23 protein-coding genes are annotated in these 22,479 nt (G+C 34.6%); 13 read left to right on the top strand and 10 right to left on the bottom strand.

The features are described from left to right. Positions 1-70: 70 nt before the first annotated feature. Entirely contained in the window at positions 71-625 is a 555-nt protein-coding gene (locus LAB100_RS11400; RefSeq protein ID WP_119327127.1) for a TetR/AcrR family transcriptional regulator, read from the top strand. A gap of 88 nt (positions 626-713) precedes the next feature. Here LAB100_RS11400 and LAB100_RS11395 read toward each other — a convergent pair whose 3' ends face one another. From LAB100_RS11395 to LAB100_RS11380, 4 genes are all read right to left on the bottom strand, one after another. Further along, positions 714-1,406 (bottom strand): M57 family metalloprotease, encoded by a 693-nt coding sequence (locus LAB100_RS11395; protein ID WP_119327126.1) that lies wholly within the window; start codon positions 1,404-1,406, stop codon positions 714-716. An 87-nt stretch (positions 1,407-1,493) separates the two neighbouring features. Further along, on the bottom strand, positions 1,494-2,828 hold the full coding sequence (locus tag LAB100_RS11390; protein ID WP_119327125.1) for a glycosyltransferase family 2 protein: 1,335 nt from the start codon (positions 2,826-2,828) through the stop codon (positions 1,494-1,496). Positions 2,829-2,836: 8 nt separating this feature from the next. Further along, positions 2,837-3,346 (bottom strand): hypothetical protein, encoded by a 510-nt coding sequence (locus LAB100_RS11385; RefSeq protein WP_119327124.1) that lies wholly within the window; start codon positions 3,344-3,346, stop codon positions 2,837-2,839. Continuing rightward, entirely contained in the window at positions 3,336-4,157 is an 822-nt protein-coding gene (locus LAB100_RS11380) for an EAL domain-containing protein (protein WP_119327123.1), read from the bottom strand. Before LAB100_RS11380 ends, LAB100_RS11385 begins: the two co-directional genes overlap by 11 nt. A gap of 362 nt (positions 4,158-4,519) precedes the next feature. Here LAB100_RS11380 and LAB100_RS11375 point away from each other — a divergent pair, with 362 nt between their 5' ends. From LAB100_RS11375 to LAB100_RS11350, 6 genes are all read left to right on the top strand, one after another. Continuing rightward, the gene (locus tag LAB100_RS11375; protein WP_119327122.1) at positions 4,520-6,493 is read left to right on the top strand and encodes a PTS sugar transporter subunit IIABC; all 1,974 of its coding nucleotides are present in this window, start codon (positions 4,520-4,522) and stop codon (positions 6,491-6,493) included. Positions 6,494-6,514: 21 nt separating this feature from the next. After that, complete coding sequence (locus LAB100_RS11370) at positions 6,515-7,339, top strand: alpha/beta hydrolase (protein WP_119327121.1); 825 nt, start codon at positions 6,515-6,517, stop codon at positions 7,337-7,339. A 565-nt stretch (positions 7,340-7,904) separates the two neighbouring features. Next, entirely contained in the window at positions 7,905-8,825 is a 921-nt protein-coding gene (locus LAB100_RS11365) for a DMT family transporter (RefSeq protein WP_119327120.1), read from the top strand. Positions 8,826-8,915: 90 nt separating this feature from the next. Then, positions 8,916-9,743: a DNA-processing protein DprA gene (locus LAB100_RS11360; RefSeq protein WP_119327119.1), complete on the top strand. Its 828-nt coding sequence runs from the start codon at positions 8,916-8,918 to the stop codon at positions 9,741-9,743. A 181-nt stretch (positions 9,744-9,924) separates the two neighbouring features. Beyond that, positions 9,925-10,797 carry a DMT family transporter gene (locus tag LAB100_RS11355; RefSeq protein ID WP_119327118.1) on the top strand — a complete coding sequence of 291 codons (873 nt, stop codon included), beginning with the start codon at positions 9,925-9,927 and terminating at the stop codon, positions 10,795-10,797. A gap of 220 nt (positions 10,798-11,017) precedes the next feature. After that, entirely contained in the window at positions 11,018-11,893 is an 876-nt protein-coding gene (locus tag LAB100_RS11350) for a DMT family transporter (protein ID WP_119327117.1), read from the top strand. A gap of 33 nt (positions 11,894-11,926) precedes the next feature. Here the strand turns inward: LAB100_RS11350 and budA are convergent, their stop codons facing one another. Next, positions 11,927-12,637: an acetolactate decarboxylase gene (gene budA / locus LAB100_RS11345; protein ID WP_119327116.1), complete on the bottom strand. Its 711-nt coding sequence runs from the start codon at positions 12,635-12,637 to the stop codon at positions 11,927-11,929. A gap of 19 nt (positions 12,638-12,656) precedes the next feature. After that, the gene (gene alsS, locus LAB100_RS11340) at positions 12,657-14,336 is read right to left on the bottom strand and encodes an acetolactate synthase AlsS (protein ID WP_119327115.1); all 1,680 of its coding nucleotides are present in this window, start codon (positions 14,334-14,336) and stop codon (positions 12,657-12,659) included. A 113-nt stretch (positions 14,337-14,449) separates the two neighbouring features. Here alsS and LAB100_RS11335 point away from each other — a divergent pair, with 113 nt between their 5' ends. Further along, complete coding sequence (locus LAB100_RS11335; protein WP_119327114.1) at positions 14,450-14,878, top strand: MarR family winged helix-turn-helix transcriptional regulator; 429 nt, start codon at positions 14,450-14,452, stop codon at positions 14,876-14,878. 7 nt (positions 14,879-14,885) lie between these two features. On the opposite strand, the gene LAB100_RS11330 is transcribed toward LAB100_RS11335, so the two are convergent. Then, positions 14,886-15,887 carry a helix-turn-helix transcriptional regulator gene (locus tag LAB100_RS11330; protein WP_119327113.1) on the bottom strand — a complete coding sequence of 334 codons (1,002 nt, stop codon included), beginning with the start codon at positions 15,885-15,887 and terminating at the stop codon, positions 14,886-14,888. A gap of 82 nt (positions 15,888-15,969) precedes the next feature. On the opposite strand from LAB100_RS11330, the gene LAB100_RS11325 reads away from it, so the two are divergent. Then, complete coding sequence (locus tag LAB100_RS11325; protein WP_119327112.1) at positions 15,970-16,212, top strand: hypothetical protein; 243 nt, start codon at positions 15,970-15,972, stop codon at positions 16,210-16,212. 41 nt (positions 16,213-16,253) lie between these two features. On the opposite strand, the gene LAB100_RS11320 is transcribed toward LAB100_RS11325, so the two are convergent. Beyond that, the gene (locus LAB100_RS11320) at positions 16,254-16,925 is read right to left on the bottom strand and encodes a metal-dependent transcriptional regulator (protein ID WP_162894251.1); all 672 of its coding nucleotides are present in this window, start codon (positions 16,923-16,925) and stop codon (positions 16,254-16,256) included. Positions 16,926-16,977: 52 nt separating this feature from the next. Next, positions 16,978-17,139 (bottom strand): hypothetical protein, encoded by a 162-nt coding sequence (locus LAB100_RS11610; RefSeq protein ID WP_162894250.1) that lies wholly within the window; start codon positions 17,137-17,139, stop codon positions 16,978-16,980. Positions 17,140-17,559: 420 nt separating this feature from the next. Between LAB100_RS11610 and LAB100_RS11315 the strand changes: the two genes are divergently transcribed. From LAB100_RS11315 to LAB100_RS11305, 3 genes are all read left to right on the top strand, one after another. Further along, entirely contained in the window at positions 17,560-18,000 is a 441-nt protein-coding gene (locus LAB100_RS11315; RefSeq protein WP_119327110.1) for a universal stress protein, read from the top strand. A gap of 38 nt (positions 18,001-18,038) precedes the next feature. Then, positions 18,039-19,694, top strand: a complete 1,656-nt coding sequence (locus LAB100_RS11310; RefSeq protein WP_119327109.1) for an Nramp family divalent metal transporter — start codon at positions 18,039-18,041, stop codon at positions 19,692-19,694. Between the two features lie 310 nt (positions 19,695-20,004). Continuing rightward, positions 20,005-21,000 (top strand): hypothetical protein, encoded by a 996-nt coding sequence (locus LAB100_RS11305; protein ID WP_119327108.1) that lies wholly within the window; start codon positions 20,005-20,007, stop codon positions 20,998-21,000. A 40-nt stretch (positions 21,001-21,040) separates the two neighbouring features. Here LAB100_RS11305 and LAB100_RS11300 read toward each other — a convergent pair whose 3' ends face one another. Further along, positions 21,041-21,451, bottom strand: a complete 411-nt coding sequence (locus LAB100_RS11300; RefSeq protein WP_119327107.1) for a peptide deformylase — start codon at positions 21,449-21,451, stop codon at positions 21,041-21,043. Positions 21,452-21,522: 71 nt separating this feature from the next. On the opposite strand from LAB100_RS11300, the gene LAB100_RS11295 reads away from it, so the two are divergent. Further along, the gene (locus LAB100_RS11295) at positions 21,523-22,350 is read left to right on the top strand and encodes a glycosyltransferase family 8 protein (protein WP_119327106.1); all 828 of its coding nucleotides are present in this window, start codon (positions 21,523-21,525) and stop codon (positions 22,348-22,350) included. The last annotated feature ends 129 nt before the right edge of the window (positions 22,351-22,479 follow it).

The raw sequence follows: 22,479 nt of genomic DNA, 5'->3' as shown, positions 1-22,479 counted from the left end.
AGAATTGTAAAATCTACTTACAATATGTAATATATAATTACAAAGTGTAAAAATCAAGTAGGAGATAAGTATGACGTCACGAACTTTATCAAAAGAAAAAATTGTTGCGGCAGCAGTGGAATTGATTAAGGATCAAGATAATTTAACTTTTACCAATTTAAGTCGTAAATTAGGTACTCGTTCACAAGCAATTTATAATTATTATTCTGATGTAATGGCTGTCAAAGTGGCAGTCGCGATTGATTTTTATAATAATTTAGCAATTAGATTGCAGGCCGATTTGTTAGGACTGTCAGGAAAACAAGCAATTATGGTATTTTGTAATGTCAGTGTTCAGTATGCTTTGGATAAGTATTTGGTAGCGCAACAGATTCTTAGTATTCCATCGGGAAAAATTCATGATGAAGAACTTGATAACAGTGCCCTAAATGTTCATGGAATTATGTTAAAGTTACTAATGCCATTGAATCTGGATGATAAAGAACAATTAGTTTTAGCAAGAATGTTGCGTAATTTAATACTCGGAGAAGTCGTGCATGTAGGTAATGGGCGCTTTGATAACAAGTTGATAACAGCTCGCGATAGCTTTAATCAAATGTTAAAAATGACTTTGGAATCATATTAGACGGTAGTAGTTAAAAAGTACAAAAAAACATCTATCTAGAGTCGAATATCAGGATATCGATATTCGTTAACTCTAAATAGATGTTTTTTTAATGGTCATAGATATTTTTTAAACCGTTTAAGTCAGCCTCTGATAATTTACTAACACCTTGATCAACGGGATACATGACAGAATTAGTATAAGAACTATGTGCTAATCCTAAAGCATGCCCCAGTTCGTGCATAGCGACAGAATTTTTGATCGACATATTAGGATAAGTCATATTTAAGCCCGCACGACCACTATTAATGGCATAATCATTTAATTGAAGGGCTGAAGGTCCACCGTTACCAAGTTCTACTGAATTGGCAGCAATATTATCAATCTTCTTATGATAAACGAAGAAAGTTATATTGTTCTGATTTGGTTCAGCTTTTCCGGGAATTAGTCTAACAATACCAGTATTGTTATAAGACGAAACGGCATTATCAAAGACTTGGCGTGCAGCTTGAGGAACGTTATTTTTGTAATGATAATAATAAGTACTTGAAGTGTGCATATTCTTTAATGGTTCTTCAGTGGGGGTGGTTACTTTACCGACTTGGTTTTCGGAGCTAGTTTCGGTTTTGCCACTGATTTTTTTATCAATATTAGCTTTGATTAGATAAACATAAGGTTGAATTTGTGAATTAGTAGCTTTCAATTCACTTTTAACTTTAGGAACAATTTGAGGGTTAGTCTCGACGACTACAAAAGCGGCTGCCAGGAGTACCAACCACACAATCCATGAATTTTTCCTCATAATAACTCCTTAAAAACACATTTTGTGTCTAAGTAATCATAATTTGTTATGTTACAATTGTCCACTTAAATGTTTCCTAAATAGAAATTATTTTTTGCCTTTTGACTGCAAAGAACTTCGCTTGGGACTGACCCAAGTACCAGAGCCCAAACCCAAAATAGCTTTAAGAGCAGGAATGAATGTCATTACTACGGTTACGGGATTGACCATCCAATAAAAGAGCATATATAAAGGTGCGAAGAAGGCATATTTCAACTTGGCACCGTGATGATCTAACACTAAAGCCGTGATTAGTTGTAAACAGCCAGCCATGATTTCAAAAGTAACAAAGATAAAGGAAATCATAAAAGCATGAAAAAGTCGTTCATAATTTCCGTTTAAAGCAAGCCAAATTATCGTAATCAAATAGATAACAGAAGTTATCATGAAGAAAAAGGACCAGATAATAGAAAGACTAGAGTCAACAAACATCGACATTTGATAACGTCTTTTAATGGGGTGAAATAAGAACTTTTTTAAATTAGTCAACCAAACCTCAGTACCACCCTGGGCCCAACGGCAACGCTGTTTGTAAAGCTCGCCAATAGTTTCAGGAACATTCATATGGAAAACGATATTAGGAGCAAATCGAGGAATAGCTCCAATAGTTTGATGATCCCAAGCGATACTAATATCCTCAGTTGCGCGATCTTGTCTAAAGCCACCAACGTCAATTAAGAAATTCTTTTTGTACAAAGTATTGGCACCACTGTATGCATACATAGAATCATTGACTGAAGTTTGGCTTCGTTTGATAACGCCAACGATACTTGAAAACTCTACGGTTTGCGATTTTCCTAGAAGAGTTGTCCGATTTTGAACATCCATATTGGCAGTAACAGCAGAAGTATTCATATCGCGACTGTGAACAAAGAAATTCATATATTTCATCAAAGCATCTGGTTCAGGAATTGTATCGGCATCGTTACTTAAAATATATTCGCCTTTAGCAAAGTGCATACCAATGTTGAAGGCATGTGCTTTACCTTTATTTTTAATGATATTGATTGTTCGAAGACGAGGATATTTTTCCTGAAGTCTTTTAATGATATCAGCGGTATCGTCAGTAGAGCCATCGTTAGTTACAAGAACTTCATAATTATCATAATTTATATTTTCAAAAAGATAAGTTAAAGTTTCTTCGATAACAACTTCTTCATTGTGAGCTGGTACCATGATCGTAATCATTGGTTGTTTATTCTTAGGAATGGGTTTCCAATCGAGATCTCGTTTGTTGCTTTTTAGAAAACGATAATTCAGTGCTCCACAAAACCAGAAAAAAGACCCTATGATTGGATATAAACAGAGAATCAATAAACAAATGTTAACAAATGTTTCTAGGGGAGTACTTCCTAGAATATGATCAATAAAGATATTTTTCATTTTTTCTCCTAATGAATATCGTCCAAGTTTTGGTGAGCATAAAGTTTTTTGATTTCGTGAGTTTCAAGATTTTGGTCTGGCTGAACGTCATAAGTCCTGACATTCTCCCGAAATTCTTGGTCGCCGAAACGTTGATCAATAAAATCATCAATAACTTTTTTACGTTTTTTTTGATTAATTGGGTTATAGGTAGGCCATTGTTCAACTAAACGGTCACGTTTACGATTTTGAATTAAGGTCATACTGATGGAGAAAATTGCAGTCATAAAAAAGGCAAAAATTAAAATTAAACCAATAAATAATAGTTCATATAATCCTTCATGATAGGCCCAGATATGAGGGATACGATTGTCAAAGCTAGCCCAAAATGAAGTAATAGTTATAGCAATAGGAACAATTACAGCAATCCAGCCAATGATGGCAACAAGGGTCTGGCGAATCTTTAAGAAGATGTGTCCAGATTCAAAATATTGGTCTGTATAAAGCTGTTGTTTATTCTTTTCATCATCATTTTTCATGGTTATCAGTGACCTCCTTTTGGGGATTTTGGGGATGTCCGAAGAGATATCCTTGACGTGTCTTGATATTCAGCTGTTCAGCCAGAGCTGCGTCGTTTTCATCTTCAATTCCCATTAAAATTAGATTGATATTATTTTCTTTAGCAATTTTATTCCAAGACTGCAAATTAAGATCTAGCCAAATGGTTGGGTCCTCTTTTCTAAAATTACGCATAGAACATTTAATATTGTCGATAAAAGGCAACATCCATTCAATATCCTTTAAATCTTTAGAATCAGAACCAACATTGTCAATGCTGAATTCCATGCCATAGTTTTGTGCTTCACGAATACGTTTTTCAAAAAGATATTTATTTTGGAAGTGTTTGGCTTGACCAGGAGTATATTCGACTGAAAGTTTCATTGGTTCGATTTTTGAGATAGCCCAGCGGACGAAATATTGAAAATCAGAACTGATGATTTGATTGTATTCTAAATTGATCGACAAGGTGATTGGTTCAGTTGGTAATGATTCAAATGTGTTTTCCAATAAAAAAACAACTCGTTGTAATGGCAAAGAATCAAGATTGGAGGGCAAAGACCAAGTGGAGTTAGCGTTTTGTTGCCGCAACAGACACTCATATCCAATCGTCTTACCAGAAAAATCGACCTGTTTTTGAATGAAATAACGTAATTTAAATTCTTTGTTTTCTAAATAATTATTATTAGATTTGCGCGAACGCCAATAAACAATAGTAATCGTAATAGCAGCGATAATCACAGTGAGAATGACTATCCAGAATAAGATAGATCCGAATTCAGAAAGACTCATTTTAATCTCCTAAGCAGTGTTAAACATAAAATTAATTATAACTCATGGCCGATAGAAGAGGATTCTTTATTTTAAAAAATATTTGGAAAAAGAAAACCTACTAATTTATAGTGTGTTGTTTGTTATTGTGAAGTAGATATTTTAAATCATTGAGAGAAGAAAAATAATTGATTTTCATTTTTTTAAAAATCTGAATATGTTTTTTGTCGATTAAATAGTAAAAATACAATTATTTTGTAAAAATGTATTCGGACTAAGCCCTCAAACAAAATTAGTTCGAATAAATATTGACTGCTAACCTGTTTGAACATATAATGTAAACGTGATCACAAATGATGGTTTTTGAAAAGGAATGAACACTTATGGATAAGCAAACATTGATTTCATTAGTTGCCCCAGTTAGTGGTAAGCTACTCAAGTTATCCGAAATACAAGATCCGGTGTTTTCTCAAGGACTGATGGGTCAAGGCTTTGCAATTGAACCAACATCAAGCAAGATTGTCGCACCGATTGATGGGACAGTCACTTTAGTTTCAGAAACGAAACATGCTTTTGGTATCAAAACAAAAAATGGTGCCGATATCTTGGTTCACTTAGGTGTTGATACAGTTGAACTTGCAGGTAAACCATTTAAAGTTTCAATCAAACAAGGTGATGAAGTAAAAGTAGGTCAGCCTGTGGTTGAAATGAATTTACAGATGATTAAGGATGCTGGTAAACAAACTAGCGTGATCCTAGCAATTACAAATAGTAATGATATTTTAGAGCAATTATTAACCACTGGTTTTGATCAAGAAGTGAAAGCTGGCGCGACTGTTGCTATGGCAGCAATCAAATCTTCTGAAAAAAATCCGGTCAAAACTAAAAATACAGGTAATAAATACGATTCTCTAGCAGCCGATATTGTGGAAAATGTTGGTGGCGTAGAAAATATTAACAGTGTTATCCACTGTATAACTAGATTACGTTTTTATTTAAAAGATGATTCTAAAGCTAATGATTCGATTATTGAGAATTTGGATGGAGTTATCACGGTAGCTAAGGCTGGCGGACAGTATCAAGTCGTTATTGGTCAAGCAGTAACTGATGTATATGATGCAGTGATTGGACAAATTGGTACAGAGTTTAGTAATGATACTGCAACGGCCGAAGCAGTGGCAGAAACTACCAAAGATGCTAAAAAAATTCATGGAGTTTGGCCTAATATTAAACAAGGGATTAGTAATTTTATCGGTGTTTTAACTGCGTCAATGATTCCTATCATTGGTATATTAGCAGGCTCTGGTATTTTGAAGGGTATCTTAGCTGCCTTGACAGGTTTTAAGATTCTTTCAACAACAAGTGGTACTTATGTCATTTTAAATGCCGTTGGTGATGCGACTTTTTATTTCTTACCAATTGTTTTAGGATTTACAGCCGCTAAAAAATTAGGATCTAATCCGATTGTTTTAGGTATAGTAGGTGGCATTTTAATTTATCCACAGATAGTTACTTTAGCAGGTAAAGCAAGTACTGCTAGCACCAATTTCTTAGGAATACCAACTACTTTAGTATCTTATACTTCTTCAGTATTTCCTATTATCGTAGCCGCCTGGTTAGGTAAATACGTTGAAAAATTCTTGAAAAAAGTAATTCCAACATATATTAGAAGTGTCTTTGTTCCTATTTTGGAGGCTCTAATTTTGAGCCTGGCTATTATAATTGGAGTAGGACCAATTATTACACTTATAAGTAAGGGATTGTCGAATGGTCTAGTTGCCATTTATGATTTCAGTCCAACATTATCCGGATTTATTCTTGGTGGTGTTTATCAAACAATGGTTATTTTCGGATTGCATTGGGGACTTATTCCAATTGTTATCAACGATATTGCCACAAATGGACACAGTTATATTAACTCAATTCTTTCTATTACCATGGTTGCTCAAGGTGGAGCTGTATTAGCTGTTTTCTTGAAAACTAAGGATAAACATCTCAAGGAAATGTCTTTAGCAGCAGCTATCTCAGCTTTCTGCGGAGTTACCGAACCGGCGCTTTATGGTGTCAATTTGAAATATAAACGAATTTTTATTGTTGCAAGTATTGCTAGTGCCATCGGTGGTGCTTTGACTGGATTCTTAAGAGTTGATAATTATGCTCTATCTGGTGCCCTGATTGGTTTCCCAGCGTTTATAACTCCAGGAGTTGGAATCGGTAGTAACTTCTACGGATACTTGATATCACACTATGCAACGCTCTTACTCTCCGTTGTTTTAGTTTATCTATTTGGTTATACTGATAAAATGTTAGCCAAGAAAAATGATCCGATGAACTTGGAGAACGCTAAAATCGCTTAAAAGTTAAGGAGATGCGAAGATATGGAAGCAAAAGAATACAATCTTGCTATCTCTAATCACGAATTTAAAGTTAAAGGGTATTGGCTCGACCAAGTTGATGATTTTGGTCAAACAGTAGATTACCCAATAGTGATTATATGTCCTGGTGGAGGATTTACATTCCATTCAGAAAGAGAAGAAGAACCTATTGCTTTACGATTTAATTCCTTTGGAATGCACGCAGTAGTTTTAGAATACAAGCTGATCGATCAAGATCCAGTTTATCCGATAGCCCTACAAGAGTTGGCTAAGACTATTGATTGGGTAACACGACAAGCAGAAAAACATCATGTAGATAGTAAAAGAATTATCTTAGCAGGATTTTCTGCTGGTGGCCACGTAGTAGCCGCTTATAATGGATTGGCAACTGATTCTAAATTACGTGAAAAGTATCAGTTAAATCAATATATTGGTGAACATGCTGGATTAATCTTAGGATATCCAGTAATTGATATGACCGTCAAAGGAAGTTTCCCAAATGATGATAAAATTTTACATGAAATCAGTGAGGATCGAACTTTCTGGAAAGCTCAAGATTTATTAAATAAAAATTCCAAGCCAGCCTTCGTTTGGCAGACAAGAACTGATGATCTAGTCGATGTTATTAATTCCTTGATGTACGTCGAAAAGATGACCCAATTAGGATTGTCAGCAGAGTATCATATGTTCGGCTCAGGAATTCATGGGTTAGCATTGGGAACCTATGTTACGAAGAAACCAGGCAAAGATAAATATCTAAATGCTTGGACAGCCAAGTGGATCGAGCTTGCTTTGAATTGGCTAGAAATGATGAAATTGATTGGTTAAAAGAACACATTAGAGTGATCTTGAACCAATTGAATTTGATCTTATATAAGCATATAAAGAAGCATCTATATTAGAAGTTTGTGATATTCATGAATATCGTTTAATTCTAAATAGATGTTTTTTTGTATCTAGAATTATATGTAAGAAGGACTAGTACATCAGTCCGGAGTGACAAAGCAGATTGGCTCAGTGGTGAAATTTTCCTTAGCAATTTATTGCTTAGGAAAAGGCCAGATTTTGAAACAACTCTGAACTTGAGTTGGTTCAAAACTGTGCCCACCACGTTCCAGCCAAATCCGCTTTGTCGCGGAGGACGGAATCCTTAAATACGTCCAACCTATTCAATCTTTATCATAAAATAATAAAAATATTTATATTATTCAAATTGAAAACGTTTAACATTCCTAAGCCGTTGTTTTATTATCTAGCATTGTTATACTAAACACGTTAACCATAAGGAAGGTGAATATTTATCGTTAATTGACAGCAGTAATATTTCGGCTATTCGCGAGGGTAGCGTAGCAATGAATTCAAAATGAAATCAAAGCGAAGGGAAATATTACTCATGAAGTCTAAAAGGGTTCTCGGATCCATTGAATTAAGCATTGCCGCCATTATTTGGGGAGCGATGTTCGTAGTTGTAAAAATTATCGTCGATGAGGTACATCCAATTCAACTAGTTTGGTTGGAGTACTTGATCTCATTAGTATTTTTAATCGGATACTCAGTTTTAAAAGGAGAAAAATGGCATATCAATTGGCCTGATTTGAAATTAATCTTTTGGATCGGAATAATCGGAAATACTATTTCTCTAGTTGCCCAAGAAATGGGTACAGGTTTGTCAAATGCTCAAACCGGTTCTGTTATAACTTCAACCATTCCAGCATTCATGATTATCTTTGGATGGTTAATTTTGAAAGAACGACTTGATAAGGTTAAAATCCTTTCAGTTATCATCGCCATTTTAGGTGTTGTGATGATTGTCGGATTGAAGATGACTGGTAGTAACGTTGTTATGGGAGTTATGCTCCTAGTACTCACTGCCATCACCTGGGCCTTGATGTCTGTCTTAGTTAAAAAAGTAAAGACTTACAGTTCTTTACAAATTACTATTATGTCAACCGTAGTAGCAGTAGTTACTTTGACGCCATTTATTTTGAGCGATATTTCATCACTCACAAGTATTAATTTCTTAGATCCAAAAGTTATTCTCAGTTTGCTTTATATCGGTGCCGTTTCAACTGCCGTGGCTTACGTAATGTGGAATAAGGGTCTAAAAGTTATCAGTGCCAGTTCATCAGGTTTGTTTTACTTGATTCAACCAATCGTTGGTTCATTCTTAGGTTGGTTGTTGCTTGGTGAACAGATTTCAGTAGGCTTTGTCATCGGTTCAGCCATGATTTTAGCCAGTGTATGGATCTCAGTTAAATTTGACGGTTCAGCTGAAACAGCTATTGCCAGTGCTAGTGCAGGTAGTTTAAATTAAAAATTGAATATAAAACTTTAGACGAATCCAATTGGATTCGTCTTTTTTAGTGCGTAATTTTAAAAGAGAATCAAGGATAGGAGCATACTGATGAGAGAATTAACATTGTTGATATTGGCTTGTTTACATATCCCACAAGTTGGGCATAAAACAGTTTTAAAAATCTCAAAGAGTCAAAATGATCCACGATTTATGATGGATAACCTGTTAATTAGAAAAAATATTTCAGTCAGTGAATGGAAAAATTACCTGGAATTGGCCGAATCGGAGTTGAATAAAGCTGAAGAACTAGGAATTAGAATTATCAATTATCGTGAAAAGGGTTATCCACAAAGCCTGTTAAAATTAAAAAGCTTTCCAGTTGTAATTTATGCACAAGGCAATCTAAAGTTATTGAATCAATCTAAGATAGCCGTGATAGGAACGCGTAAACCTTCAAAAGATGGACTAATTGAGGGGAAGAAAATTGTAAAGTCTTTGGTTCAAAGCGGCTTTGTGATCGTCAGTGGCTTGGCTAGAGGATGCGATACGTGTGCGCATCAAACATGTCTAAAGTCCAAGGGACAGACGATTGCTGTTTTGGCAGGTGGTCTGGATCAACCAGTTTACCCTAAAGAAAATCAAACTTTAGCTGAAGAAATACTAGAAAGTGGAGGTTTGCTGTTTTCCACATATGCGTTAGGTACAAAAGTGAGACCACAGTATTTGGCCGCTAGAGATGAATGGCAAAGTGGTCTAAGTTTAGGTGTAATTGTGATTGAAACGGGAACTATTGGTGGAACTAAACTAACTATGAATTACTGCTTAAAACAGCTAAAACCATTAGCAATGTTGAAAGATAATAATTTTCCATCAATGCGAAATATTTTTAAAATTGCTTCTATAAATGATTTGAAAATTTTTATGAATAGTTTTTGATTTTTCAAATGGAAAATTGGATTGAGTAGCAATGTGATATAATCTTTTTTGTTTGTAAAAAAGAAGGTGTGAGAATGATTTATTCACCATTAAATGAATGTGATGTTCCAACTATCCGTTAATCAACGGGTAGTTCCGTTGGTTAATTTCAGATGAAGTTAAATAACGGAAGGAAATTTACATGAATTCAAAAAAAGTTTTAGGTCCAATTTTATTAAGTCTATCTGCCTGTATTTGGGGAGGTATGTTTGTAGTTGTTAAATTAATTGTGGAAAAGATTCATCCTTTACAGTTAGTTTGGCTGAGATATATAGTCGCTATTATCTTTTTGATTGGTTTTTCTGTCCTAAAAAAAGAAAAATGGCATATTAATTGGCATGATATTAAATTAGTATTCTTGATTGGAATAATCGGAAATACAATTTCAATTGTTTTTCAAGAAACAGGGACTTGGCTATCTAGCGCACAAACTGGGGCCGTTATAACGTCATCGACACCTACATTTATGATTGTGTTTGCGTGGTTGTTATTAAAAGAGAAATTAACAAAAGTGAAAATTATCTCTGTAGTTATGGCAACTTTGGGTGTTGTGATGATTGTCGGAATTCATCTTACAGGGAAATCTATCTTAAAGGGTGTTATTTCACTAATAATTGCAGCACTTACTTGGGCCTTGATGTCTGTTTTGATAAAAAAGGTAGATACTTATAGTTCCTTACAGATAACTATTATGTCAACAATAGTGGCTATTATTTGTTTAACACCCGTAGTTTTATCTGACACGGCAATGCTTTCAAAAGTAAACTTTCTTAATCCAGAAGTGATATTTTGTTTATTATATTTGGGAGTAATATCAACAGCTGGTGCTTTTGTAATGTGGAATCAAGGACTGATGCTAGTTGATGCAAGTGTTTCAGGATTATTTTTCCTATTACAACCAATTGTGGGAACACTCTTAGGTGTGTTATTGCTACATGAGAATATAACTTTGGGTTTCATTTTAGGGACACTTTTTATTATTGGGAGTGTTTGGATCTCTATTAAATTTGAATGATATTTTTAAGTAAGAAGATGGTGTATGTGACTGTGAAAAAAAAGTCACTGCACTATTTTTTTATAAAAATTAATGTTTATGTTCCATAATTATTTTTGGGAATGCTATAATCTAGAATTAATAAGGCCTCCTCAAGAATCAAATGTTCCGATTATCGTTGTAAAATGATAGTCCCGCTGTCGAATTTCAAGAGAGATCCAGTGAAAAAAGGAATAGTATTATGAATTCAAATAAGTTAGTTGGTTCAATATTGTTAAGCGTCGCTGCCTGCATTTGGGGTGGAACGTTTGTAGCCGTAAAGGTAGTCGTAGGTGAAATTCATCCGCTGCAATTGGTTTGGTTACGGTATGCCGTAGCGATAATCTTTTTGATTGGTTTTTCATTGATCAAGAAAGAGAAGTGGCAATTTAAATTTAAGGATCTGAAGTGGTTTATTCCGATTGGATTAACTGGCTATGCAGTTTCGTTAGTTGCACAGGAAACTGGAACTTGGTTTTCCAGTGCTCAAACGGGTGCAGTGGTGACGTCGGCTACGCCAACATTTATGGTTATTTTTGCATGGTTGATTTTAAAGGAAAAGTTGAATCGGATTAAAATAATTTCACTGATTATGGCAACTTTAGGTGTTGTGATGATTGTTGGAGTTCACCTCTCAGGAAAACATATTTTAATTGGCGTTTTGTTTCTGATCTTGGCAGCTTTGACATGGTCTTTAATGTCAGTTTTGATTCAAAAATTACCTAATTATAGTGCGTTACAAATTACAATTATTTCAACAATAGTCGCAATGGTCTGTTTAACACCATTTGTCTTGAATGATGCAACAGCTCTAACGACAGTTAATTTTCTCGATCCTAAAGTCTTAGCTTGTTTATTCTATGTTGGAGCTTTATCCACAGCAGCTGCTTTTGTTATGTGGAATAAAGGTTTAACGATGGTCAGTACCAGTGCATCAGGTTTATTTTATTTATTACAGCCGGTTGTAGGAACATTGTTAGGTTGGTTGTTATTAGGTGAAGGATTAACTTGGGGCTTTGCTTTAGGGTCAGTTTTGATTTTGGGTAGTGTTTGGGTTTCAATTAGGTTTGCAGACTAAAAAAGACGATCTCACAATGAGATCGTCTTTTTGTTATCCTTCAGCTTTATGGATATCACCAAGGATATCGCATTTTGAAAAATCATAGTTCATATAATCTGTATTTTTGGTAGGTAAATGTTGTTCTAAGGTATCGAATTGCTGAACTTTAATTTCACCACTAGCTCCACCGAATCCTAAAACATGACCACCAAATTTATGATTGTCGGCTAGAAAATGATGATGGAATCCACCAACGGCAGCCCCGTCAAAAATCTGTGGAGAGTAGTAACTCAATAAAGTACCTTCAATTGATTCTTCTAGGAAGATACTTTGATCTTCGGCAGTTTTGCTTAAAGTAGCATAAGGTTTTTCTGATTTTTTAACAGCTCTAGTTTTAATATTAGTAAAAGTACCATGGATCTTAGTTGAGAAGAAAGTATTGGAACTAGTCATACTCAAAATTTTTTTCTCAATTTCTTTAGGAGATAATCCGTCGATATCAGTTAAATGACGATATTCGTCAAAGTGACTATTAGCAAAAGGTAAGGTGAAGTCGTCTTTAACAACATTTACGTTGCCGTTGCTATCTACTTGGTAAGGAACACCATCAAGAATGATTAATTCCCCGTTAAGTCCTTCGCCGGTACCGATACCAGTATCACCATGTTCAAGCAATTCTTTCATAGTGATGGTTCCGTCTAATAGTCCTGGGACCAACAAAGCTAAAGTTCCATGTTGGTAAAGGATATTTGTTTTTGACATGAGAATTCTTCTTTCTATTTTAGTTCAAGACGTCATCAACCAACTTGGATGATAATTTGATATTGTCAGAATAATCAACGGGAATGTGGATTACAACTGGTCCCTTTGTAGCAAAGGCTTTTGCTAACATTGGTTCAAGATCTTCAGCTCTATCGACACGCATACCAGTAGCACCAAAACTTTCAGCATACTTAACGAAGTCGACTGAACCCAATTTAACACCAGCATCATGTCCATACTTAGCAACTTCTTGGAAACGAACCATGTCATAATATCCGTCATCCCAAATTAATTGAACGATATTGAGATTTAAACGAACAGCAGTTTCTAGTTCTTGACCAGAGAAGAGGAAGCCACCATCACCAGCTACTGAAACGACTGGTTGTTCGGGACGTTCCAAAGCAGCAGCAATTGCCCAAGGCAAGGCTACACCAAGTGTTTGCATACCATTACTGAAGAGTAAGTGTCTTGGCTTGTAACTTCTAAAGTGACGTGCCATCCAAATATAAAGACTACCGACATCAACGGTAACAGTAGTATTATCATTAACTTGGTTTTGGAGTGCATGAATGATTGCTAGGGGATGAACACCATTTTTATCAGAGTGGTTTTCAGGGATAGCGTCTTTTTTGGTGAACTTCTCTTGTTGATCAGCCAAATGCTTGTGCATATCGGAACCTAAGTCGATATCAGCAGGCAATTGCTCACTAACTTCGTCTAGTGTTTTAGCAATGTCAGCTTGAACAATAAGGTCAGGTTGATAATCATTAGTGATTTCAGGAGTAATACTATCAAGATTGATGATTTCACCGGTACGACCAACATTCCAGTTACGGGCTTCATATTCGATAGGATCGTAACCGACAGCGATAATCAAATCACTTTCTTTAAGGATAGTATCACCGATTTGATTACGGAATAGTCCGACACGACCATAATAATTCTTTTCAAGGTCACGAGAGATAACACCGGCGCCTTGGAAGGTTTCAACAACAGGAATTGAGAATTTGTGCAAGAACTTGTGGATCTTGTGAGTTACTTCATTGGTAGATGAGCGCATACCCGCTAGGATAACAGGAAGTTTAGCATTTTGAATTTTTTCAATAATCTTGTTAACAGTTTCTTGGTCAGCACCACCTTGTTCAATTGGTGATAAGTTGTGGATTGTTTCGCGAGTAACGGTATCATTCAAAACATCTTGAGGAATTGACATGAAAGTTGCTCCGGCCTTAGCAGCAGTAGCATTTTGGTAAGCGTTTGCAAAGGATTCCGACAAATTATTAGCATCTTGAACTTCCACGCTGTCTTTAGTAGCAGCCGATAATAGTTCTTTACTTGAGATACTTTGGTGCGTTAATCTAGCAATATCGTTTCTGGGAACTTGACCACCAAGAGCAACAACTGGATCACCTTCAGAAGTAGCTGTAATTAAACCAGTAGTAAGGTTTGAAACTCCAGGACCTGAAGTTGTAGCAACAACACCGGGCTTACCAGTTAAACGTCCAATACCAGCAGCGATGAAAGATGCATTTTGTTCGTGACGTGTAATAATAAGTTTAGGAGTTTTGGGATCATCGTTGTGTTCGAGTGATTCAAATAATTGATCGATCTTAGCACCAGGCAATCCGAAAACATATTTAACTCCTTGATTGATCATGGTTTGAATCAAGGCTTGAGCGCCATTAGGTTGTTCTGACATTATTTCTGACCTCTTTTTTTATTAAGTTTTGTTCTATAATCATTTATAGATAAAAAATAAATCATTCGTGTTGATTTGTCAACACAGAAAACTTTTCATTGGAGTGTAAATAAATGAAAAACATTGGCTACTTAGCACAAGATATTTCTATCTTACATAGACAGTATTACAAGGATACTAGGGAAAAATTCAATGAAATCAACCTTAATCCGACTGCGGCATGTATTTTGCTGGCTGTAAGTGATTATGAAAATATTAGTCAAAACCAAGTGGCTCGTTCTTTGGTAATTGACAAGGGTTTGGCGACCCGTGAGATCAATAAAATGGAGAAACTCAGCTATTTAACAAAGACTGACGGAGCTGGAAAAACAAAAATTTTGAACTTGACGACTGAAGGGCAAAAAATTGTCGATACTGTTCAAAAAATTCGTAGTCAATGGTGGGAAGATCGTTTTGCGGCATCAGGAATTACTCCAGATAGCCCATTAGTTTCTTCTATTGAAGCAGTAGTTTCAACTATCGTCGGCCCAGTACAAGAGTAAAAAAACATTATTCATACCTATTGAGTATGGATAATGTTTCTTTTTTTATATTAGTAACTAAATTTTCAGGACTAAGTACTTTAACGTTTTTACCTTGGCTTAATAGCCACATCATTATGCCACGTTCACCAAAGACTTCAGCCTCAATAATTACGCTGCCGTTGGGACTAGATTGTGCAGTTTTGTTTTTTAAAGTAAGAGGTTCCTCAACGTTATTGGCATTTAAACGTTGGATAATTTTGGCAGTCGGAATTCTATCTAAGACAGCTTCGACAATTCCCCAGAATTGGAATTTAATCTTAATTAGTTTACCGGGATACATGAATTGAATCTTTTGACGGAAATCGCCATCTTCAAAACGGTCCTTATAATCTAATTGTATATCGTCGGTGACGTTATAATTTTGAATACGATCTATACGATAAAGTAGGTTAGATTGGTATTTAGGATTGTATGAAACTAAGTAAAAGTAGTATTCGGAGAAGATTATAGCCTGCGGTAAAACGTTACGTATAACGGTCTCTGAATGTTGTTTGGTATAGGTTATTTGAATAGACTTTTTTTGAATGATGAAATTACTAAGGGTCCAGACTTTGTTCAGTAAATCTTGTTTATGTTGTAAAGATTTATAATAGAAAAGTTCATTTTTGATTAGAGGAGTAACTTTTTTCTTACTATTAGTATCAATTAGATTCAACAAGCCGGTGATAGTGTTATTTAGTTCAATCTTATTTAAAGAACGACTTGCCAATAGAACCTTGATGAGAACGAGCACTTCTTGTTGATTCAAAAGATGTTGATCACTTTTGAGGCGATAACCATTGGAATTAGAAACGTATTCTAACTTATAAGGAATATTTAAATTGTCAAAAGTAGTTTTGATTTGGCTAATATCCCTTTGAATAGTTCGCAAAGAAGTTGAGAAATCATTAGCTAAATCACGTTTATTTACTATTTGATTGTTCATTAACTTAATATAAATGGTCAATTGTCTTTGAGCTGAATTCATAAGTTTCTCCTTAGATAGACATATAGTGTCTACTTTTAATTATATGCTGAAGATATCAATAGTTAAACAGGAGCAATTTAAAATGACGGAGAAAATTGATTATGAATTATTAAATACTTCATATAAAGAATTGGCTGATTTAGTAGGTGTGGATAACATGTTGAAAATTCACGATAACTTTTGTGGAACTCAATTACAACTGCCTATGCGTTTATATGATCCTAAGGCTGTTAAAAAAATGATTCAAAAAGAAAACTTAACAGCTGAAAAAATTAGAAAACTATCTTTGAAATATGGTTTTTCACCGCGATGGTTTAAGCAATAAAAAGAGCGTTTGACAACGCGTGATTTTGCAATCATGTGTACTCAAACGCTTTTTTCCATAGTTTTAATTTTTTCAATCCGAATCATTTTCGTAATATTCTTAGGCAAAATTTGCTTTAAATTGTTGCGCAGGTTCAAAACAACCATTGAGTGATCATAATTATTCAAATTTAAAATTTGAATCTCATCAGATAACTTAATATCAATGTTATTCAAAATTTTAAAGAGATAGTTATCTTCGGTAAAGTTGATTATCTTGAAGGTTGTGTCGGAAATATCTTGATCTGACAACAATGAATGCTTGGGAAATTCGGGAACTGAACAATTGATTGGAATGACGTTCCCATGCGGACAGATTTTAGGATAGTCCAAATAAATATTTAAACGATCAATCAAGAGTAAATCGGGATGATCCGATAATTTAGTAGCTTTTTCATATATGTCGCTCAAAGGAATATTGAGTTTCTCATAAAGCCACGTTTCAATCAAACGATGTTGTTGAATCAAAGGGATAACTGCATTCAATCCCTTTTTAGTCAGCTTGGTACCATAATATTTCGTATATTTAACTAAGCCTAACTTTGCTAGATGTTGAGTTCTATCAGAGATAGAAGCCTTACTAACATTAGCTTTGACAGCAAGATCAATGTTATTGACATTTTGAAAGCTACCACCTAATTCAAATATCAATCTTAAAAAATTTAAATCATTCAAAATCATTCACCACTTTTTTTGATTAAAATATTGCTCCCATATATGGAAGATTCTATTTTGATGGTCCTTTGAAGATACGATCATCAGACAGAAGTAAATTAGTGAATATCCTTGAGTACATACCAATCAGTACTTCAGAGGTAATCCAATTGTTAGTTAGGTATTCTTGGTTATTGACTTCATTGCGTACTTGCTTTTGCGTTGAACTTTTCATAAATATTCCCCCATAAGTAAATGTGTTCAGCCACTTAATTAGTACGACCTAATAATAGATATAAATAAAAATTATAAAGGCCTATTAATATACTATTCGTATGAATGATTACTAATAATTCAATATTAAATGACTGCAAATTCCGTCTTTAACGTTTTTAATATAGCATATTTATTTTGAATAAAATAGTTAAGCAGGGGGTAATCTTATTTTTATATACCTCATAATAATTGATACTATCCCTTTAAAACGGGCAAGTAAACGGTTTCTGAAAGATTTTCAAAATATTTGACATTTTCACTTTTTTATTAGGTAGCTTTAAAAAATAGTTTACATACTATTAAATTGCGGTAGAATGGTTTTTGGAAAGACAAGTACAAATGTAGCTTGCCTGAGAAAAATGAATTGGAGGACAGACCAATGTCAAAGCAAAACAACACTTTTGAACGTGTTCTAGTTGGTGTCGATGATTCAGCTGATGCTCAATTGGCATTTAGATATGCTATGCATCGTTGTATTAAAGATGGATCAACATTGATCATTACATCTATATTGGAAAGTAATGAAATGAATGTCTATCAAGCTTTAACTAGAGATTATGTTCATGGTGAACGTGCTGAACTTGAAGAGCACTTAAAAGACTATCGAAAAGTTGCGATTGAGGCCGGAGTTAAGGACGTTGAACTTATGGTTGCCGAAGGGGATCCTGGTGAAACAATCGTGAAAGATGTTATTCCATCATCAAAAGCAGATCTTTTAGTTATCGGTTCGATTTCTAAAAAAGGAATCAGAAAGTATTTTGGTTCGCAAGCTGCTTATATGGCGAAATATTCACCAATTTCAGTGATGATCATTCGCTAACTTTCATAAAGAAATCATATTAAGGGGAGATTAATACTATGGCTGAAAAGCGCAAATTAATCCAATATGCCAATGGTCCTTCACTAGAAGAAATCAATGGTACAGTTTCAGTTCCAAAGGACAAAGGGTTCTTCAAAACATTACTAGCATATTCGGGTCCAGGGGCATTGGTTGCCGTTGGATATATGGATCCAGGTAATTGGTCAACATCAATTACTGGTGGTCAAAATTTCCAATACCTATTAATGTCAGTTATTCTTATGTCTAGTTTAATTGCCATGTTATTACAATATATGGCAGCTAAACTAGGCATCGTGAGTAAGATGGATCTGGCACAGGCTATTCGTGCTAGAACAAGTAAGTCATTAGGTATCGTTTTATGGATCTTAACCGAATTTGCTATTATGGCGACTGATATTGCCGAAGTTATCGGTGGTGCCATCGCTTTGTATCTATTATTCAATATCCCATTGGTAATTGCCGTATTCATTACTGTTGGTGATGTTCTAGTATTGCTATTATTAACAAAAATTGGTTTCAGAAAAATTGAAGCCATCGTTGTATGTTTAATTCTTGTTATTTTATTCGTATTCGTTTATCAAGTTGCTTTATCAAATCCTGATTGGTCTGCAGCATTTGCTGGCTTAATACCAACGGGTAAGACATTTGGAACTAGTCCACATATCGGTGGTCAAACACCATTAACTGGTGCCCTAGGTATCATTGGTGCCACAGTTATGCCACATAATTTATATCTACATTCAGCTATTTCACAAACAAGAAAAGTTGATCATGCTGATGAAAAATCAGTTGCACAAAACGTTCGTTTCTCAGCTTGGGATTCAAATATTCAACTAACAGCTGCATTCTTTGTTAATGCTTTGCTACTAGTTATGGGTGTTGCCGTATTTAAGAGTGGTGCCGTTAAAGATCCATCATTCTTCGGTTTATATCAAGCTTTATCAGATACTTCAACTTTGAGTAATGGTGTTTTGATTGCTGTTGCTAAATCAGGTGTTCTTTCAACATTGTTCGCCGTTGCACTTTTGGCATCAGGTCAAAATTCAACTATTACTGGTACTTTGTCAGGTCAAGTTATCATGGAAGGTTTCGTTCACATGAAGATGCCTCTATGGTTGAGACGTTTAGTAACACGTTTGCTTTCAGTTATTCCTGTTCTTATCTGTGTTATGTTGACAAGCGGTAAGAGTTCAATTGATGAGCACGTTGCCTTGAATGATTTGATGAATAACTCACAAGTGTTCTTAGCATTCGCCTTACCATTCTCAATGTTGCCACTATTGCTTATGACAGATAGTGCTACTGAAATGGGTAACAAATTTAAGAATGCTGCTTGGATTAAGCTATTCGGTTGGTTCTCAGTTATCGCTTTGACAGGTTTGAACCTTTACGGACTACCTGGTCAAATTCAAGCCTTCTATGGTGATAACATTACCGCTGCTCAAACAACACAAGCTAATATCATTGCCTGGATTTTGATTATTGCAGTTCTTGCATTGTTAGTTTGGACTTTAATTGACATGCATAAAGGTAATGAAAGACTTAAGGAGTCACTAGCAGCTGAACATGTCGATTCAACATATGCTCATTTAGCTAAATTATCTGCTGAAGCAGGTTCAACAGAAGAATTCGATGAAGAAGCTACTGAAGAAAGAAATTTAGAACAAAGATAGTTATTATTAATTAAGATAAATAAAAAGTACTTTAATTGGAAGATTCCATCGTTCGTAAAAAATCTGTGAGCCACTGGAACGTGGTGGAATCTTTAAATGAAAGAAGAACGGTACCTATTAAGCATTCAAGGTAGTAAAATACCTGAAACTTTTAATAGATATTGTTCTTCTTTTTTACTGCATAAAATTATAAATTAATTCAAATAAATAAAACCTATTAATTCGACAAAAATATCTATACAGAGAACGTTTTCGTGTGATATATTCATCTGGTTGTTTATTATTCCTTAAAGGAGGAACAAAAAGACTAATGAAGAAAAGTCTTTATAAATCAATTATATTAAGCGTTGCTGTATTAGGATTAAGCGCACAAATTACAAGTTTAACTACTGTTAAAGCTGATGAAGTTACCGTAGCAAAAAGCGAACCAGTAAGTAGTGAACCAGCTAGTAAAGAAAGTACTGTGTCGGATAATAAAATTATTCCTCAAGAATCTGAAAATTCCAAATCTGAAAATGGTGCATCAAATATTGAAGTAGAACAAGGTCAACAGTCAAAAAAAACTGAAAAAGATATTGCTTCTAGTACTGATAAGACCCTGCCTTTAGTTGATTGGGAAACCCCTGAAGAAAAGAAACTAGATAATGATCAACCGGAAACAATTGAAAGTTCACGAATTAATGCTAATGAAACAACATATAGAACTGATGTTGAAGTTCCATATGTTGAACATGATAAAGGTGTTATTCTTGATGAAAATAATAATGTTATAGATGCTCATAAGATATATGACGGTAATACTATTACAACTTCGGGTGAGTATACTGGAGATATCTATCATATTTATTATGATGTTTTGGGAAGTAAGAAAGATACTGTTAAAAATCAAAAATTAAAAACTTTGACTGAACAAGCAATGTACTTTTTAAAGAGTGAAAATTACGGATATAGTAATTATTCAGAATTGGTAAATTATTTTATAAAGTACCAAGCAGCTTATGATAGAATTAATTCTCTTAACGATGATGGGACACAAGTAGTTAACAGCACGGGTCATCATAGTTCATCAAATAATCATCGTATAGTGACCGAGGCTAATGGCACTAATCAAGTAAGCAGCTTAACGATAATTACTAACAAACAGGCAACTCTTTTCACTGAAAAAGGTGATAAGGTCACAAACCGTGGTTTATACAATAAAACTATTTGGCAGGCTGATAAAGTTTCAATTATCAATAATCAATTAATGTATCGTATTTCACCAACTGAATGGGTTTCAGCAGGTGATGTTAATTTACTGAAGTAATAAAAAAGACGACTTAAAAGTCGTCTTTTTCTATGCATTTTTAAATTATAACGCCGTTACAATGATCAACTTCATGTTGAATTATTTGAGCAATAAAATCAGAAAAATCTTGTGTTTGTTCATTGAATGCAACATCTTGATATTTTACCGTAATTTCTTTATAGCGTGTGGTTGAGCGTTCACCAGTTAATGAAAGACAACCTTCTGATGTCTGATATGGTTCTTTTTTACTAATAATAACTGGGTTGATCATTGGTACTGCCAGAGTACCTAAAGCAAAAACAATAATTCGTTTATTGATGCCAATCATATTGGCAGCCATACCGACACAATTTTCGGCATTAGCAGTTAGGGTATCTTGAAGATCTTTGACAATTGATAAATCAGCTTTGGTAGCTGGCAGAGATTTTTGAGCTAAAAAAGTTTGATTGTGGTTTATTGGTTTAATCATTGAATGCGCTCCCGTAAATATTTGCTTACTAGTATAATCTAACATAGAGAGTGGAAATGGGAGGAATATTGATGAATTTATTATTTGCGATTGACGATAACGTTACCCAACAATTGATGACAACTTTATATTCGATTAAAGTTAATTCTTCAGCAGAGAACTATTCGGTCTATGTAATTCAGGATCAAAAATTACGTGAAACTGACAAGTTAAGAGCTTTTTGTCAAAAGTTGGGGATGCATTATCATCCTGTGATTATTGATGATGATCAATTTGACAATGCACCGACAACTGATCGATATCCCAAAACAATCTATTATCGGTTACTGGCTTATAAATATTTGCCTAAGAATATTAAAAGAATCCTTTATTTGGATATTGATATTTTAGTGATCAATGATTTAAAACCATTATATATGTTAGATTTGAAAGATTACTGGTACGCAGCAGCTAGTCATACTTCGTTGGATGTTACCGACAATTTAAACAAGCTCCGTTTAGGAAATTATGAAATGGAAAGCTATTATAATTCAGGAGTTATGTTGATGGATTTAACTGCAATCCGAAAACATGTTAATGCGGAAGATATTTTCAATTATATTAATAAGAAGGGACAAACTTTATTTTTGCCAGACCAGGATATTTTGAATGGATTGTATGGTCAGAATATTATGAAGATCCCTGATGAAATTTACAACTATGATGCTAGAATGAATCCACTATATTTTGCTAAAAGTAATGGAAATTGGGATATAGATTGGGTCATTGATAATACAGTTATCTTGCACTTCTGCGGTCGAGATAAACCCTGGCGTTCAGATTATAAAGAAAGATATTCAGGATTGTATAAGCACTATCAACATCGTGCTAAAGGGGAGCTATTGGTACTCAGGAACTAAAAAAATCTCAGTGTAGTGATTATGGCTCTTACTCAAGTTCGGTTACAACTAAAATTAACTAATAGTTTGAAGGATGCCGTCGTCCATGAAAGCTCTGTGGACGCTGGAACGTGGTGGGCACGAATTTGA

The organism is Companilactobacillus musae (assembly GCF_003967595.1).
GTDB lineage: Bacteria > Bacillota > Bacilli > Lactobacillales > Lactobacillaceae > Companilactobacillus > Companilactobacillus musae.
The sequence above is the reverse complement of the archived record's forward strand: the minus strand, read 5'-3'. Positions and strand labels throughout refer to the sequence as shown.